We start from the raw sequence: 15378 nt of genomic DNA, 5'->3' as shown, positions 1-15378 counted from the left end.
ACGGGGCCGCAATGACGAAACCTCGTGTGGTGATCGTGGGGGCCGGGTTCGCCGGTTACCACGCGGCGAAGACCCTGAGCCGGCTGGCCCGGAACAAGGCCGAGATCGTGGTGCTGAACTCCACCGACTACTTCCTCTACCTGCCGCTGCTGCCCGAGGTGGCCGCCGGGGTGGTGGAGCCGACCCGGATCGCCGTGCCGCTGACCGGCACGCTGAACGGAGTGCGGGTGATCATCGGCGAGGCCGACCACGTCGACCTGCAGAACCGGTGGGTCGGATTCACCCAGCCGGAGGGGGACCGCAACCGGATCGCGTACGACCGCCTGGTGCTCGCCGTGGGCAGCGTCAACAAGCTGTTGCCCATCCCCGGGGTGACCGAGTACGCGCACGGCTTCCGCGGCCTGCCCGAGGCGCTCTACCTGCACGACCACGTGGTCCGCCAGATCGAACTGGCCGAGCAGGCCGAGGACCCGGCCGAGCAGCGGGCCCGGTCCACCTTCGTGGTGGTCGGCGCCGGTTACACCGGCACCGAGGTGGCCGCGCACGGTCAGCTCTTCACCGACGCGCTGATGGCCCAGCGGCCCCGGCTGAAGACCCGCCCGCGGTGGATGCTGCTCGACATCGCCCCCCGGGTGCTGCCCGAGCTGGACAAGCGGATGTCGGACACCGCGCACCGGGTGCTCGACCGGCGGGGCGTGGACGTGCGGATGGGCACCTCGGTCGCCGAGGCGACCCCGGACGGGGTCAAGCTCACCGACGGCGAGTACGTGCCCACCTGCACGCTGGTCTGGTGCGTCGGGGTGCGCCCCGACCCGTTCGTGGCCGAGTTGGGCCTGCGCACCGAGCGGGGCCGGCTGGTCGTCGACGAGTACCTCACCGTCCCCGGCTTCCCCGAGGTGTACGCCTGCGGCGACGCCGCCGCCGTGCCCGACCTGACCCATCCCGGGCAGATGTGCGCGATGACCGCGCAGCACGCCCAACGCCAGGGCAAGCTGGCCGCGCACAACATCGCGGCCTCGTACGGGCAGGGGCGCCGCCGGCCGTACCGGCACCACGACCTGGGCTGGGTGGTCGACCTGGGTGGCAGGGACGCGGCGGCGAACCCGTTGAAGCTGAACCTGGGCGGACTGCCCGCCAAGGCGGTCACCCGCGGCTACCACCTGCTGGCCATGCCCGGCAACCGGGCCCGGGTCGGCGCCGACTGGGTGCTCGACGCGACGCTGCCCCGGCCGGGGGTGCAGCTCGGCCTGGTCCCGGCGAACGCGGTGCCGCTGGAGAGCTCCTCACCCGAGATCGCCGTCCGGGCCCGCTGAGCGCCCCGGGACGAGGTCGCCGTCCGGCCGTGCCGGCGGGGGCGCGGCCCCGACCGCTGAGCATCCTGCGACGACGGCGCGGTGAGGCGCGGTCCAACACGGTCAGCGCTCAGGCGAGGGCGGCGTCGGTGGCTGGGCGGGCGCCGGCCACGAACGTGTCCAGGGCCGGGCCGTGCAGCACGCCGCCGGGCACCGGGTCCCGGAGGGCGCCCACCGCCAGCCGCCCAACCGGCAGCCGGCCGGGTCGCCGGGCGGCGGCCAGCACCAGGTTGCCGTAGCGCCGGCCGCGCAGCATCCGCCGGTCGGCGACCAGACAGACGTCGGCGAAGGCGGCCCGCAGGGTGGCCACCTGGACCCGGGCGAAGCCCAGCGGCGGCAGGTCGGTCACGTTGACCAGGTAGATGCCCTCGGGTCGCAGGACGCGGGCCGCCTCGGCGGCGAACTCGACGGTGGTCACGTGCCCGGGCATCCGGGCCGCCCGGTAGATGTCGGCCAGCACCAGGTCGTACCGCCCGGTCGGGGCGTCGGCCAGCGCGGCCCGGGCGTCGGCGACCTCGATCCGCACCTGCGGCGGGAGCGCCGGCAGCTCCCGGGTCACCAGCTCGACCACCGCGGGATCCCGCTCGACGACCAGCTGCGCCGAGCCGGGCCGGGTGGCGGCCAGGTAGCGCGGGAGGGTCAGCGCCCCGCCCCCGAGGTGCAGCACCTCCAGCGGGCGGCCGGCCGGCGCCGCCAGGTCCGCCACCGCCGCCATCCGCCGCACGTACTCGAAGTGCAGGTGGCGCGGGTCGGTGACATCCACGTACGACTGCTCGACGCCGGCGGCCAGCAGCGTACGCCCGCCGGGGCGGGCCGGGTCGGCGACCAGCTCCAACCGGTCGGCGGCGCGGTCCATGGCGGGCACGCTAGTCGACGCCCGCCCACGGCCTGGCGGGCGGGCCGGCGGTGCGCCCGCCGGACCCGGCCGGCCCGGGACGCCGGCGCGGCCACCCGGGGCCGGTCGCCCCGCGGCCGGTCAGCCGCTGTTCATCCCTGCGCCCACCTCGTCGATCGCGGCGTCGACGGCGTGCGCGAGGTCGACATCCCGCGCGGTGACCGCACGGGCCTGCCGGGAGCGGACGGTCACCACCGCGGTGGTCGGGTCCACCCGGCCGATCTGCGGCCCGCGTCCGGTCTCGTCCCGGAGCTGGTCCAGCCGGGCCAGCACCCGGTCCAGATTGTCCGGGGGCAGCGCGATGGTGCGCGACAGCGAGCCGGTGTCACCCGACCAGTACGGCAGGTCGCCCAGCGCCGCGCGTACCTCGGCGTCGCCGAGCGTCGGGGTGCTGGTGGTGGCGCCCACCACGCCGCCGCCGGGCTCGGGCGGGGCCAGCAGGTCCCGCAGGCTCTCCGGCACGTGCAGCGACGCGACCAGCTCGCCGTCCTGGTCGCCCAGCGCGGCCAGGGTCGCCTCCGCCTGGTAGCGGGCCTGCTCCGGGGTGTTGCCGCTGATCCGGCTCACCTCGGCCAGGAAGCCGGACAGGTCCTGGGGGTGGCGGATGCCGTCGACCGGGACGACGTCGTGCAGCTTCGGCGGTACGGCCGTGAGCAGCCGCTGCCGTTCCGCCTCGTCCAACGCCCGGGCCAGGACCAGCACGGTCGCCTCCGCGCCGACCTTCGCGGTGCGGAAGTCCGCGCCGGTGCGGCGGGCGACGTCCTCGACCAGCCGGCTGTAGCCGATGGCGGCCTCCGCCGGCGTACCCATGCCCGGTTCCGGGCGGGGTCGGGGGTTCTCCGGGATGCCCGCCGGCGGCGGCGCCGGGCCGCCCCGGCTGCTGTCCGGCTTGTGCCGGCTGCCGGCCGCCGGCGGGCCGGCACGCTTGCCCCGGTCCAGCTTGGTGAGCTGCTTGGAGGCGCTCAGGCTGGCGCCGGTGTCGCTGGCCTGCATCCCGCGTTCGCGGGCCTGCCGGGCCAGGGCCCGGCGGCGTTGGTTGTCGCCCTCCATCTGCTTGCGCATGGTGACACCTCGCTTCCGCTGGTGTTCCCTCGCTTCCGTCGGGCCGCCTTCCCGCCGTCGCCGGGACCGAAACGGACGCCCCGGGTCGGGCCCCGTGCGCCGGGACCGCCGCTGGCAGCTTCATCCGGCCGGGGTGAGGGGCGCTCACCCGGGCGGCGCCGACGATCGGGGCGGACCGGGAAACTTCCGAGGTACGCGGAAGGGAAGGTCGTCATGAAGAGGATCGTCGAGATCGTGCCCGCCCGTCCCGGCTGGTACGCCCGCTGGCGGCTCTCGCCCGAGGGCACCCGCTGCTACCCGGTGAGCCTCTGGGCGTTGCTGGAGGAGGCCGACGGCACCGGACGCGAGGTGGTCGGGGTGGACTGCATCGGGCAGTGGCCCGGAGCGGACGACAACGAGGCGGGTGGGGAGTTCGTCCGCTATCTCTTCCAGACGCCCGACTCCGGTCCACCGGACGACGCGGAACCACCCGCGGCGCCCCGCCGTGGTACGACCGGGCCACGATTGCAGCCGGTCGCCACGCCCTGAGCCATCCTCCGGCCCCCGACCCCTGGTCCCAGGGTCGGGGGCCATCCCCCCGCTGGTCCGCCACCGGCAAGGTCGCCCGGCTGCTCCAGCTGACCGGCCTGAGTGACATCCTCGGTGACGATTCCGACATGACCGACCCGGCATCACAGACCGCGTCGTGATGGGCTACATTTCCCCGCCAGCCGCGGTGACCGCCAGGTCCCGTCCCCGCCGATCAGAGGCAGGTAGTGATGCCGTCAGACACCCCGAGTCCGGTTCGCATCCTGGTGGTGGACGACGACCCGGGCGACGTCCTCATGATCGAGGAGGCGCTCGCGGACTCCGACGTCGACAAGGTCATTGACGTGGTGGGCGACGGCCAGGAGGCGATGGAATTCCTGCGCCGGGAGGGGCGGCACACCGACGCCCGGCGGCCCGACGTGATCCTGCTCGACCTCAACATGCCGCGGATGGACGGGCGGCAGGTGCTGGGCGAGGTCAAGCGGGACGAGGACCTGCGGACCATCCCGATCGTCGTGCTGACCACCTCGAACGCGGACACCGACATCGTCAGCAGCTACACCCTGCAGGCCAACGCGTACGTCACCAAGCCGATCGACCTGGACGACTTCAACGACGTGGTGCGCCGGATCGACGAGTTCTTCGGCCGGGTCGTGGTGCTGCCCAAGCGTCCCTGAGGCGCTCGGGCGTCCGGTTCGACGCCGGGCGGACGGATGATCCGCGCCGTCGGCCCGATCGACACGCCGGCGGCGGGTCGCCGCTCGGATGCTGAACATTTTTCCCGAACCCGCTCGGTGGGTGCTGCCAGCGCCGAGGATCCAGGTGGGGAAGAAATACCAGCTGCCTGGGGGGCGACAGTATGAGGTTCTCCGTCGTGGACATCGGCTACGACCAGCGGCAGGTGGATGCCTGCCTGGACGAGCTGGGGATCCGGTTGACCCGGTTGGCGGCGCGGGCGGAGAGCGCCGGAGGCACCGGTCGGGAGTGGGACCTGATCCGGCAGGAGGCGACCGGGCTCTGCGGGCTGCTGCGGCGGCTGGCGGCCGGCGAGGTGGGCACCGGCCGGGGCGGCGGCGTCGGCGAGTTGGAGCGGGAGGCGGCCGAACTGCTCGCCCGGGCGCGCCTCGAGCTGGACGCCGCCCGTGAGGAGGCGCGGCAACTACGCGAGCAGGCGTACGCCGACGCGCTGCGCGCCCGGCGTGAGTTCGAGGCGGCGTTGCTGGACCGCCGACGCCGCGAGGCCAGGGTCGACGAGATCCTCGGCGGCCTGCGGACCGAGCCGGTCCCGGCGGACACGCCGACCGCGGCCGCGGCCGTCACCGGCGTGCCGGCTCGCGGCCGGCGGTGACCCGGCCGCGGCTGGGCCAGCCACCGGCCGCGGCGCGCGGGTGGGCCGGGCGACTCAGACGAGCGCCGCCACCACGGTGGTGGCCCGCTCCTCGTGCTGGGCGTACGCGTCGGGGAACGCGGAGATCTGCACCGCCTGGGCGGCCGCGGTGACGCTCATCTCCTGCCAGCCGGGGATCTCGCGCAGCGCCTCGTAGAACGCCCGGGCCGCGTACGCCGGCCGCATCAGGTCCTTCACCGTGCCCCAGCCGCTGCTCGGGCGCTGCTGGAACAGCCCGACGGAGTCGTGGTCCCAGCCGATGGCCTGGTGCGGGTAGTTCTGCGACTCGGGCAGCACGCCGCTGGCGTAGTTGTACAGGTTGCTCTCCTGCATAGCCGTGGCGATCGCGACCACCAGCCCCCGGCGCGGGATCTTCATGTCCACGCCGACGTCCACGATGATCTTGGCGTTGTCCATCTGCGCCTGGGTCAGTCCGGCGACCGGACGGGGGCGGCGGGGCTTGGCGGGCTTCTTCGGGGCCTTCTTCTTGGTGGCCGAGGGGGTGGGCTTCGGGGTCGGGCTGGGGCTGACCGGCGCGGGGGAGGCGGCCCGGTCCAGCGACCGGGAGGCCGCCTGGTCGGCCGTCGCGGCCCGGTCGGCCACCGCCTCGGCGATCGGCTCGCGCCGCGCGTCGTCGGTCCGGACGGCGGCGACCGCGGCCACGCCGAGGCAGCAGGAGACGCCGGTGGCCAGCGCGACCCGGGCGGGGGCCGAGGTCAGCAGGGCGCGGACGCCGCGCCGGGGAGGCCCCGGGGCGCGGTGACGGCCGATCGTCCGTTCGGATGATGCGACATCGGACGGAGGGGTGTCCGGCCGTTCCTTGGTCAGCTTCTGGTCGAAGGGGTCGTCGGGGTGCACCCGCCGAGGCTAGAAATTGCCTCGGCCGTTGCCACCGGTCTGGTTGGTGGCATGCGTCACAATTTCGCCCGGTCTGGCGGACGATCGAGGGCGGTCGCCCGCTTAGCTCGCATCACTCTGTTGTCCGGCTTTCCGTCAATGCCGGATATGCCGACGAATAGCGGGCGCACGGTGGATCTTGGGGCAGTTCGCCGGAACCGTCGATGGCCTCCACCGAACGGTGGAGGCCGGACTCGGCCGTCCAGGCAGGCAGTGCCTGGGCCGGGCGGTCTGGCCGCGGCCGGCCCGGCACGTCGGGTCAGTGGCGGCCGTTCTCCGCCGGGGTGACCGTCAGCCGGTGGCGGCTGCCGTCACCGCTGGAGAACGGCCACAGCCGGTCGGCGTGCTCGACCAGCTGGGCCAGCTGCTGCCGGCTGAGCCCGGCCGAGGCGATGGAGGCGTGCACGTCGGCCCGGTACCGGCCGTCGTCGTCGCGGCCCAGCTTCGCCTCCGCCCGGACCTGCACGGTGTGCGCCTCGTCGGTGATCCCCCCGGCCGCCTCCACCGCCGCGTGGTGCAGGCAGGACGCGAAGGCCGCGGCGAGCAGCTGCGACGGGGTCAACCCGGTGCAGTGCGGCGCCAGCGGGGACGCCAGGGCGGTGGAGAGCACCTCGTCGTCGGTGCGTACGTGGCCGCCCTCGGCGGTCGCGGTGGCTGTCTCGTTGAACCAGGAACTCGGATCCGGCATCGCGTTCCTCCCGTCACTCCCCGCCCGGCTACCCGGCCCCTGTCCGGTGAAACCGCAGGACAGGAGGCGTCCGGGCGGTCAGCCGGCGCGGCCGGACAGGTCGGCGACCGGGGCCACCTCGGTCGCTTCGGCGGCGGCCCGTTCGGTCCACGGGGAGATCGCCGCCCGCCGGGGGCGCGGAGGTGCCGGCAGCCGCATCGGCACGTACACCCGGGCGTCCACCGCCTCGGCGAGCACCAGCGCGGCCACCAGGCTGCTCGGCCGGGCCGCCGGGTCGTCGGCGAGGCAGCGGGCGCAGAGCTCGGCCACCTCCGCCGGCAGCCCGTCGACCGCCGGCAACGGCCGGGGCGGTTGCCGGCGGCGCGCGCCGATCAACTGCGTCATCGTGCCGGCCGGGTACGGCAGCTCGCCGGCCAGGCAGTAGTAGAGCAGCACGCCGAGGGCGTACATGTCGGCGGCCGGGGTGGCCGGCGCCCGGTCCAGCTGCTCCGGCGCCAGGTACGCGGGCGTGCCGACCGCCATCCCGTCCGGCGTCGGGTCCGGGGCGCCGCCCGCGCGGTGCCTTCGGCAGCGGTACCCGGACCCCGATCAGGGCAAACCGCCGTCCGATCCGGCGCGACCGGGTCCGCCCGGCGCGGCGGACGGGTAGCTTGCGAGCCAGAGCGGTGTCCGGGGCCCGGGCGGGCCGGCCGCGCGGCGCGCAGGAGGTCGGGCGATGAGCGAGGTGACCGTACGGTTCGTCGGTGGACCCGCCCACGACCTGGTCCGCCAGCTGCCCGCCGACGCCGACGGCGCGCCACCGGCGCGGTGGATCCTCAGCCACCCCGACGGGGCCGGCGCGGTCGCCCCGGGCGGGCCGGACCACCTCTACCAGCGGGGCCGTCCCGACGGCGGGGGCACCTGGACGATGACCTACGTGCGCACCGACCCGGTCGGGGTGACCGAGTGAGCGGGCCACACAGCTGGCACACAGCGGGCGCACACCTGGGCCGTAGGCTGCCCGGCCATCCTTGGGGTCATGGGAACCGAGGGGCAGACCCGGGTGGAGTTGCGTCGCCCGGACGGTGAGCCGGTCCGGGTGCTGGTGGTCGACGACGAACCGACCCTGGCCGAGCTGCTGGCGATGGCGCTGCGCTACGAGGGCTGGCAGGTCCGCACGGTCGGCGACGGGACGGCGGCGCTGAGCACCGCGCGGCAGTTCCAGCCGGACGCGGTGGTGCTCGACGTGATGCTGCCCGACCTGGACGGGTTCCAGGTGCTGCGCCGGCTGCGCGAGCGGGCCCCGACCGTCCCGGTGCTCTTCCTGACCGCCCGGGACGCCGTGCAGGACCGGGTCGCCGGGCTGACCGTCGGCGGCGACGACTACGTCACCAAGCCGTTCAGCCTGGAGGAGGTGATCGCCCGGCTGCGGGCGCTGCTGCGCCGGTCCGGCTTCGCGGTCGCCGCGCGGGAGGAGGCGGTGCTCACCGTCGGTGACCTCAGCCTCGACGAGGACAGCCACGAGGTACGCCGGGGCGGCGAGTTGATCACGCTCACCGCCACCGAGTTCGAGCTGCTGCGCTACCTGATGCGCAACCCGCGCCGGGTGCTGAGCAAGGCGCAGATCCTGGACCGGGTCTGGAACTACGACTTCGGTGGCCAGGCCAACGTGGTCGAGCTCTACATCTCGTACCTGCGGAAAAAGATCGACGCCGGACGCGAGCCGATGATCCACACGCTGCGCGGCGCGGGGTATGTCCTCAAACCGGCCGGGTGAGCACGCCGGCCCGCCGACGCGGCCGCGACGCTGGCCGGCCGGCTGGTCGCTGCGGACCCGGCTGGTGGTCACCCTGGTCGGGCTACTGGCCCTGGTCAGCGTCGCGATCGGCGGGCTCACCACGGTGGCCCTGCGGCAGTTCCTGGTCGACCGGGTCGACGCGCAGCTGGTGCCCGGCGCGATGTCCCGGGGCGACCGCCCGTTTCCGCCGTTCGGCGCGGGCCTTCCGCCCGGGCTGCCACCCGGCTCCGTCGTGGCCACCGTGGTCGACGGCACGGTGACCGAGGCGCGGACCCAGAGCGGGAACCGGGCCGGTGGCGAGCCGGTGCCGGTCGCCGAGGTGACCGCGCTGGCCCGGCTGCCGGTGGGCGCCGCGCCGCGCACCGTCGACCTGGGCGAGCGCGGCGACTACCGGGCCGTGGCCCGGCAGCTGCCCGCCGGGCGCACCCAGGTCGTCGCCCTGCCGCTGGCCGGGGTGCAGGAGACCGTCTGGTGGATGATCGCGGCGCAGGTCGGGGTGGCCACCGCCGGGCTGCTGGTGGCCGGCACGGCCGGCGCGCTGATCGTCCGCGCCACGCTGCGCCCGCTGCGCCGGGTCGCGGCGACCGCCGGGCGGGTCAGCGAGCTGCCGCTGGACCGGGGCGAGGTGGCGCTCTCCGAACGGGTGCCCGCCGCCGACACCGACCCGCGTACCGAGGTGGGCCAGGTCGGCGCAGCGCTGAACCGGATGCTCGGGCACGTCGGCGCCGCCCTCGCCGCCCGGCAGGCCAGCGAGACCCGGGTCCGCCAGTTCGTCGCCGACGCCAGCCACGAGCTGCGTACCCCGCTGGCCGCGATCCGCGGCTACGCCGAGGTCGCCCGGCGGGGCCGGGACCAGGTGCCGCCCGACGTCGCGCACGCGCTGCGCCGGGTGGAGTCGGAGAGCGCCCGGATGACCAGCCTCGTCGACGACCTGCTGCTGCTCGCCCGGCTGGACACCGGCCGGCCGCTCGCGGCCGAACCGGTCGACCTCACCGCGCTGGTGGTGGACGCGGTCAGCGACGCGCACGTCGCCGGCCCGGAGCACCACTGGCGGCTCGACCTGCCGGACGTGGTGGTCCGGGTGCCCGGCGACGCCGCCCGGCTGCACCAGGTGCTGGCGAACCTGCTGGCCAACGCGCGGGTGCACACCCCGCCCGGCACCACCGTCACCACCACCCTGCGCGCCGGGCCGGACGCCGTCGTGCTGACCGTGGCCGACGACGGTCCCGGGGTGCCGGCGCGGTTGCAGCCGGAGGTGTTCGAGCGCTTCGCCCGGGGCGACAGCTCCCGTTCCCGGGCGCACGGCAGCACCGGCCTGGGCCTGGCCATCGTGGCGGCGGTGGTGACCGCGCACCACGGCACCGTGGCGCTGGACAGCCGCCCGGGCCGCACGGTGTTCACCGTCCGGTTGCCGGGCCCGCTCGCCGCCGGGTGAGGGTCCGGGCACCAGCGGCTCCGGCGGGGTCGTGCCCCGACTGGAGCCGTGGCAGGCTGGTCGGCGTGTACCGGGAACGCCCCGCGGGGTTCGCCGGCGCGGTGCTGTGGACGGCCACCACGGCCGGCACCGCGCCCAACCGGGTGCTGCCCGACGGCTGCGTCGACCTGCTCTGGTCCAGCCACGCCGGGCTGCTGGTGGCCGGGCCGGACCGCACCGCCCACCTGAGCGCGGCCGTACCCGGCCAGCGGTGGGTCGGGCTGCGGCTGCCGCCCGGCACCGGTCCGGCGGTGCTCGGCGTACCCGCCGTCGAGCTGCGGGACCGCCGGGTGGCGCTCGCCGACGTCTGGGGTGACCGGGCGGTCGCCGGCCTGGCCGAGCGCGCCACGGCCGACCCGGCCACCGTGCTGGTCGAGGTTGCTCGGGGGCGGCTGCGCGCCGCCGGCGGCCCCGACCCGGTGGGCGCCCGGGTCGCCGCGGCGCTGGCCGCCGGCGCCCCGGTGGCCGCGACCGCCGCCGAGGTCGGGCTGGATCCGCGCGCCCTGCACCGCCGGTCCCGGCACCTGTTCGGGTACGGCCCGAAGACCCTCGCCCGGATCCTGCGCATGCGCCGGGCGCTGGCCCTGGCCCGGGCCGGCACCCCGCTGGCCGAGGTGGCGGCCGGCTGCGGCTACGCCGACCAGGCGCACCTCACCCGGGACGTACGCGAGTTGGCCGGCGTGCCGCCGACGGCGCTGCTCGCCCGCGGCTGACCGGCCGACTCCGGGTGGCGGTGGCCCGGGCGGTGGACCCGGTGCTCGGGCTGTGCGCGGCCGGGTCCGCGTTCCGTCGTGCCGGTCAGTCGGCGGTCTTCGGCTGCCGGGCGAAGAGGTCCACCCCGTTGCCGTCCGGGTCGAGCACCACCGCGTAGCGCTGCCCCCACTCGGCGTCCCACGGCGGCAGGTGGCCCTGGTAGCCCTCGGCGACCAGCTCCGCGTAGAGCCGGTCCACCTCGGCCGGGTCGGCGCAACGGAAGGCGAGGCTGGCGCCGCCGCCCTGGCCGGGCTTCCAGTCCGGGTCGAAGGAACGGATCACCTCCACGGTGTCCCAGGCGAGCCGGAGCCCGTCGGGCAGGGTGACCTCCACGTGCGGGGCGGCGTCGGCGTCGGCCGGGATGTCGAGGCCGAGCCGGCGGTAGAAGGCGAGCGAACGCGGCAGGTCGCCGCTGACGATTCCGATGAGATCGAGTGTCGGTGCCATGGCGCCCACGGTAGGGAGCGGCCGGGCCGGCGTCTTGAACGAATCGGACGGCGGACGGATGGGCGATGTCGGCACACGAGGCGCACAGCCGACGTACCGTGTCAGAAGTCCGGCCTTCCGGTCATTTCGGGGCGTCGGGTGTCGAGACGGCGAGGGGAAGGAGCGGTCGGTGAACCATCTGGCCTACCTGGACGCGGGGTCCGGCAGCCTGATCGTGCAGGCGGTGGTCGGCGGGGTGGCCGGCGCGGCGGTGGCCGCCAAGCTGTACTGGCGGAGGCTGGTCGACCGGTTCCGCCGCCAGCCCACCGACCAGCGCTGATTCGCCCGCGATGGCCATCTCCCACACCGGCCTGCGGCCCGAGCCCGGGTCGTTCCGCGACCCCGCCAACCGGGTCTTCCACTTCGGCGACGACGTGCTGCGCGGGCTGGACGCGCGGGCGGCGCAGGAGTGGCGGGCCCTGGCCGGCAGCGACTTCTTCCCCGCCCTGCTCGCCGCCGGCAAGGTCTGCGGCACCGAGCCGGCCGACCCGGCGCTGTTGCCCGCGAGCGCCGGCTGGGCGGCGGCGCTGCGGCACGAGCGGATCCCGTTCGTCTCCCACCCGTACGAGTGGTCCTTCAGCATGCTGCGCGACGCCGCGCTGCTGCACCTGGAGATCCTCCGTACGGCGCTGCCCGCCGGGTTCACCACCAAGGACGGCTCGGCCTACAACCTCCAGTGGCGCGGCGCCGAACCGGTCTTCATCGACGTCGGCTCGTTCACCCCACTCCGCGACGGCGAGCCCTGGGCCGGCTACCGCCAGTTCTGCCAGACCCTGCTCTACCCGCTGCTGCTCGGTGCCCATCTCGGGCTGGACTTCCAGCCCTGGCTGCGGGCCCGGGTGGACGGCATCGACGCCGACCAGATGCGCCGGCTCTTCGGCGGTACGCGCCGACTGCGCCCCGGCGTGCTCACCCACGTGCACCTGCACGGGGCGATGCAGAGCCGGTACGCCGGCACCAGCACCGCCGACACCCGGGACCGGCTGCGGGCCGCCGGCTACTCGCGGGAGCTGGCGTTGGCCACCGTACGGGGCATCGAGAAACTCGTCCGCCGGCTCGACCGGCCGGCCACCGCCAGCCACTGGTCGGCGTACCAGCGCACCTGCGGCTACTCGGCCGGCGACCGGGCCGCCAAGGAGGCGTTCGTGGCCGGGGCGCTGGCCGCCACCCCGCACGCCCGGCTGGTGCTCGACCTCGGCGCCAACGACGGCCGGTACGCCCGGCTCGCCGCCCGGCACGCCGACTACGTGGTCGCCGTGGAACAGGACCCGGCCGTGGTGGACGAGCTGTACCGGGCGCTGCGCGCCGACGGGGAGCGGCGGGTCCTGCCGCTGGTGATGGACCTCGCCGACCCGTCGCCCGGCGGCGGCTGGCGGGGCGTCGAGCGGGCCGGGTTCGCCGGCCGGGCCGCCGCCGACGTGGTGCTCGCCCTCGCCGTGGTGCACCACCTCGCGATCGGTCGCAACGTGCCGCTGCCCGAGGTGGTGGACTTCCTCGCCGGCCTCTGCGCGCCGGGCGCGCGGGTCGTGGCGGAGTTCGTCCACCCGGACGATCCGATGGCCCGCCGGCTGCTGGCCAACAAGCCCGACGGGCTCTTCCCCGACTACCGCCGCGACGAGTTCGAGCGGCTGCTCGGCGCGCGTGGCCGGATCGAGCGCCGGCTGGAACTGCCGTCGGGCACCCGGACCCTGTACGCGGTGGTCGTGGGTGGCTGAGCAGCCACCCGTCCCGCCACACCCGCGCCCGACCCCGCCGGAACCGGCCGGACCGGCCCTCGCGCCCGCGCCCACGGCCGCGTCTCCGGTCCGGTCGGCGGGTCGGCGACCGGCGGCCGGCTGGCGGGCCGAGCTGGGCCGGGTGCTGGAGGTGGCGGCGCTGGTCGGGCTGGTGGTCACCCAGCCGCTGCTCGACGTGCTCGGGCGCAGCCCGGACTTCTTCCTGTTCCACCGCGCCGACCGGGGCGAGATCCTGCTGCTGGTGGCGCTGATCGCGGTCGCACCCACGCTGGCCGTGGGGCTGCTCGGCGCGCTCAGCCGGCTGGCCGGCCGGGCCGTCCGCGCGGCCACCCACACCCTGCTGGTCGGGCTGCTGCTCGCCGCGCTGGCCGTGCAGGCCGGCCGGCACGTCACCGGGCTGCGGGGCGTACCGCTGCTGCTGGTGGCGGCGGTGGCCGGCGCGGCCGGGGCGGCGGCGCACCGGCGGTGGCGGGTGCCCGGCCGGGTGCTGCGGGTGGCCGCGGCGGGCCCGCTGGCCTTCGTCGGGTTGTTCCTGCTCGTCTCGCCCACGTCGGCGGTCGTACTGCCGCGCGGCGAGGGCGGCGCGGCCGGCGCGGCCCAGGGCGGCCGGCATCCGCCGGTGGTCATGCTGGTCCTCGACGAGCTGCCGCTGGTCTCCCTGCTCGGCCCGGACGGGCGGGTCGACGCCACCCGGTACCCGCACTTCGCCGAGCTGGCCGCCGGCTCGACCTGGTACCGCAACGCCACCGGGGTCAGCGGCTGGACGCCGTACGCGCTGCCGGCGATGCTCACCGGCCGCTACCCACAGCGCGGCGTCGCGCCGCACTACTCGCAGTACCCGGACAACCTCTTCACCGCCTTCGGCGGCCTGTACGACGTCCGCGCCGAGGAGAGCATCACCCGGCTCTGCCCGCCCAGCCGCTGCGACCGGCCGGTCAGCCCGGAGCAGGGGCTCGGCGTGCTGATCCGGGAGACCGGCAAGCTGCTGGGACAGTTGGCGGCGCCGGTGGAGAGCCGGATCGACCCGGAGGACTCCTACCGGGAGCGCACCCGCGCCGAGGCGGGCCTGGACGCCGCCGAACCGGTCCCGGACGACCCGAAGTTCCGCTGGGACAGCCTGGACGACAACCAGCCGGCCCGGTTCACCGAGTTCCTGGCCGGCCTGAAACCCACCGCCCGGCCGGCGCTGCACTTCCTGCATCTGCTGATGCCGCACTCGCCGTGGGCGTACCTGCCGTCGGGGGCGCGCTACGACGCCCCCGAGGACCTGCCGAACGAGGGCGCCGGCTGGGTGGAGCTGGCCCGGCAGCGGCACCTCGCCCAGCTCGGCTACACCGACCGGCTGATCGGCGAGACGCTGCGTACGCTGCGCGCCACCGGCCTCTACGATCAGGCCCTGCTGGTGGTCACCGCCGACCACGGGGTGAGTTTCACCCAGGGCGCCCAGGGGCGCGGGATGGACGCGATCCGGGCCGCCCCGGACGAGGTGGCCTGGGTGCCGCTCTTCGTCAAGTCGCCCGGACAGCGGACCGGCCGGGTCGACGACCGCAACTGGGAACACGTCGACCTGCTGCCCACCGTCGCCGACGAGGCGGCGATCCGGCTGCCCCGGCCGGTTGACGGCCGGTCCGCCCGGCAGGCGCCGCGCGACCCGGCGAAGCACTTCTACGACCGGCCCGGCCAGCCGGTCCCGCTTCCCGGCGGGGTGCCCGGCCCACTCGCGCCGCCGGCCGCGCATCCGTTGATCGGCACGGTGGTGGGGGACCGGCCCACCGGCGGCTCGGCGCGGGTGCCCGACCTGGCTGCGTTCGCCGACGTCGACCCGGACACCGGCCGGCTGCCGGCGCTGGTCTGGGGCGACCTGCCGGACCAGGTGCCGGACGGCACGCTGCTCGCGGTCGCGGTCAACGGCCGGGTCGGCGCGGTGGTCCCGGTGGTCGCCCGCGACGCCGGGGGGCGGCGCTTCGCCGCCCTGCTCGCCGACGACCGGCTCTTCCAGGCCGGCGCGAACCGGCTGGACGTCTACCAGGTCGCCACCGACGGCACACTGCGCCGCCTCGCCCTGTCCTGACCCGCGTCGGGCGGCTCCCGACCGCGCTTCCTAAGGTGGGCACGGTCGCGCTCCCACCGCCCCGGGGTCGCGCTCCCACCGGTTCGGTGGTCGCGCTCCCAGGCTGCGGTAGGTTGCGCTCCCACGGTGGTCCGGCCTGGTCAGGGCACGCGGTGGGCGGGGTTTCCCCGCTGGCTGGTCGGGAATCGGGTGACGCATGCCTCACCGCCGACCCACGGCGGGCGGTGTCCCGGGATCCGCGAATACGGTAGAAGCGAAGGCAATTCAACGTA

General features: G+C 75.8%; 17 protein-coding genes. 11 read left to right on the top strand and 6 right to left on the bottom strand.

Annotated elements, in window-relative coordinates:
• Positions 1–11: 11 nt before the first annotated feature.
• Complete coding sequence (locus FHX32_RS15860; protein ID WP_167183224.1) at positions 12–1313, top strand: NAD(P)/FAD-dependent oxidoreductase; 1302 nt, start codon at positions 12–14, stop codon at positions 1311–1313.
• Between the two features lie 109 nt (positions 1314–1422).
• On the opposite strand, the gene FHX32_RS15855 is transcribed toward FHX32_RS15860, so the two are convergent.
• Together FHX32_RS15855 and FHX32_RS15850 are read right to left on the bottom strand one after the other, a co-directional pair.
• Complete coding sequence (locus FHX32_RS15855) at positions 1423–2208, bottom strand: fused MFS/spermidine synthase (RefSeq protein WP_167183222.1); 786 nt, start codon at positions 2206–2208, stop codon at positions 1423–1425.
• A 120-nt stretch (positions 2209–2328) separates the two neighbouring features.
• Entirely contained in the window at positions 2329–3309 is a 981-nt protein-coding gene (locus tag FHX32_RS15850) for a DUF2267 domain-containing protein (protein WP_167183219.1), read from the bottom strand.
• 213 nt (positions 3310–3522) lie between these two features.
• Between FHX32_RS15850 and FHX32_RS15845 the strand changes: the two genes are divergently transcribed.
• The 3 genes from FHX32_RS15845 (at position 3523) to FHX32_RS15835 (ending at position 5185) form a co-directional block, all read left to right on the top strand.
• A complete protein-coding gene (locus FHX32_RS15845; protein WP_167183216.1) occupies positions 3523–3837 on the top strand; it encodes a hypothetical protein in 315 nt (104 codons plus the stop codon).
• A 230-nt stretch (positions 3838–4067) separates the two neighbouring features.
• Positions 4068–4514, top strand: a complete 447-nt coding sequence (locus FHX32_RS15840; protein ID WP_167183212.1) for a response regulator — start codon at positions 4068–4070, stop codon at positions 4512–4514.
• A 182-nt stretch (positions 4515–4696) separates the two neighbouring features.
• Positions 4697–5185, top strand: a complete 489-nt coding sequence (locus FHX32_RS15835; RefSeq protein WP_167183209.1) for an ATPase — start codon at positions 4697–4699, stop codon at positions 5183–5185.
• 54 nt (positions 5186–5239) lie between these two features.
• Here FHX32_RS15835 and FHX32_RS15830 read toward each other — a convergent pair whose 3' ends face one another.
• The 3 genes from FHX32_RS15830 to FHX32_RS15820 all read right to left on the bottom strand — a co-directional run bounded on the left by FHX32_RS15830 (position 5240) and on the right by FHX32_RS15820 (position 7331).
• A complete protein-coding gene (locus tag FHX32_RS15830) occupies positions 5240–6082 on the bottom strand; it encodes a hypothetical protein (protein ID WP_167183205.1) in 843 nt (280 codons plus the stop codon).
• A 298-nt stretch (positions 6083–6380) separates the two neighbouring features.
• On the bottom strand, positions 6381–6809 hold the full coding sequence (locus FHX32_RS15825; protein WP_167183202.1) for an OsmC family protein: 429 nt from the start codon (positions 6807–6809) through the stop codon (positions 6381–6383).
• A gap of 78 nt (positions 6810–6887) precedes the next feature.
• Positions 6888–7331, bottom strand: a complete 444-nt coding sequence (locus FHX32_RS15820) for a protein kinase domain-containing protein (protein ID WP_167183199.1) — start codon at positions 7329–7331, stop codon at positions 6888–6890.
• A gap of 193 nt (positions 7332–7524) precedes the next feature.
• On the opposite strand from FHX32_RS15820, the gene FHX32_RS15815 reads away from it, so the two are divergent.
• From FHX32_RS15815 to FHX32_RS15800, 4 genes are all read left to right on the top strand, one after another.
• The gene (locus FHX32_RS15815) at positions 7525–7758 is read left to right on the top strand and encodes a hypothetical protein (RefSeq protein WP_167183196.1); all 234 of its coding nucleotides are present in this window, start codon (positions 7525–7527) and stop codon (positions 7756–7758) included.
• Between the two features lie 69 nt (positions 7759–7827).
• A complete protein-coding gene (locus FHX32_RS15810) occupies positions 7828–8565 on the top strand; it encodes a response regulator transcription factor (RefSeq protein WP_167183193.1) in 738 nt (245 codons plus the stop codon).
• Positions 8543–10021, top strand: coding sequence for a sensor histidine kinase (locus FHX32_RS15805; protein WP_167183190.1), 1479 nt, complete (start codon positions 8543–8545; stop codon positions 10019–10021). Before FHX32_RS15810 ends, FHX32_RS15805 begins: the two co-directional genes overlap by 23 nt.
• Positions 10022–10086: 65 nt before the next feature.
• Complete coding sequence (locus FHX32_RS15800; protein ID WP_167183187.1) at positions 10087–10773, top strand: helix-turn-helix transcriptional regulator; 687 nt, start codon at positions 10087–10089, stop codon at positions 10771–10773.
• Between the two features lie 85 nt (positions 10774–10858).
• Here FHX32_RS15800 and FHX32_RS15795 read toward each other — a convergent pair whose 3' ends face one another.
• Positions 10859–11260 carry a VOC family protein gene (locus FHX32_RS15795; protein ID WP_167183184.1) on the bottom strand — a complete coding sequence of 134 codons (402 nt, stop codon included), beginning with the start codon at positions 11258–11260 and terminating at the stop codon, positions 10859–10861.
• 169 nt (positions 11261–11429) lie between these two features.
• On the opposite strand from FHX32_RS15795, the gene FHX32_RS15790 reads away from it, so the two are divergent.
• Genes FHX32_RS15790 through FHX32_RS15780 form a run of 3 tightly spaced genes read left to right on the top strand, consistent with a single transcriptional unit; the run spans position 11430 to position 15106 of the window.
• Positions 11430–11579 (top strand): hypothetical protein, encoded by a 150-nt coding sequence (locus tag FHX32_RS15790; protein ID WP_167183181.1) that lies wholly within the window; start codon positions 11430–11432, stop codon positions 11577–11579.
• A gap of 10 nt (positions 11580–11589) precedes the next feature.
• Positions 11590–13014, top strand: a complete 1425-nt coding sequence (locus tag FHX32_RS15785) for a class I SAM-dependent methyltransferase (protein WP_167183176.1) — start codon at positions 11590–11592, stop codon at positions 13012–13014.
• Complete coding sequence (locus tag FHX32_RS15780) at positions 13007–15106, top strand: sulfatase-like hydrolase/transferase (protein ID WP_167183173.1); 2100 nt, start codon at positions 13007–13009, stop codon at positions 15104–15106. The genes FHX32_RS15785 and FHX32_RS15780 overlap by 8 nt, the downstream gene beginning before the upstream one ends.
• The last annotated feature ends 272 nt before the right edge of the window (positions 15107–15378 follow it).

This window comes from Micromonospora sp. CNZ280, assembly GCF_011759515.1.
This window is presented reverse-complemented; position numbering and strand designations above follow the sequence as displayed.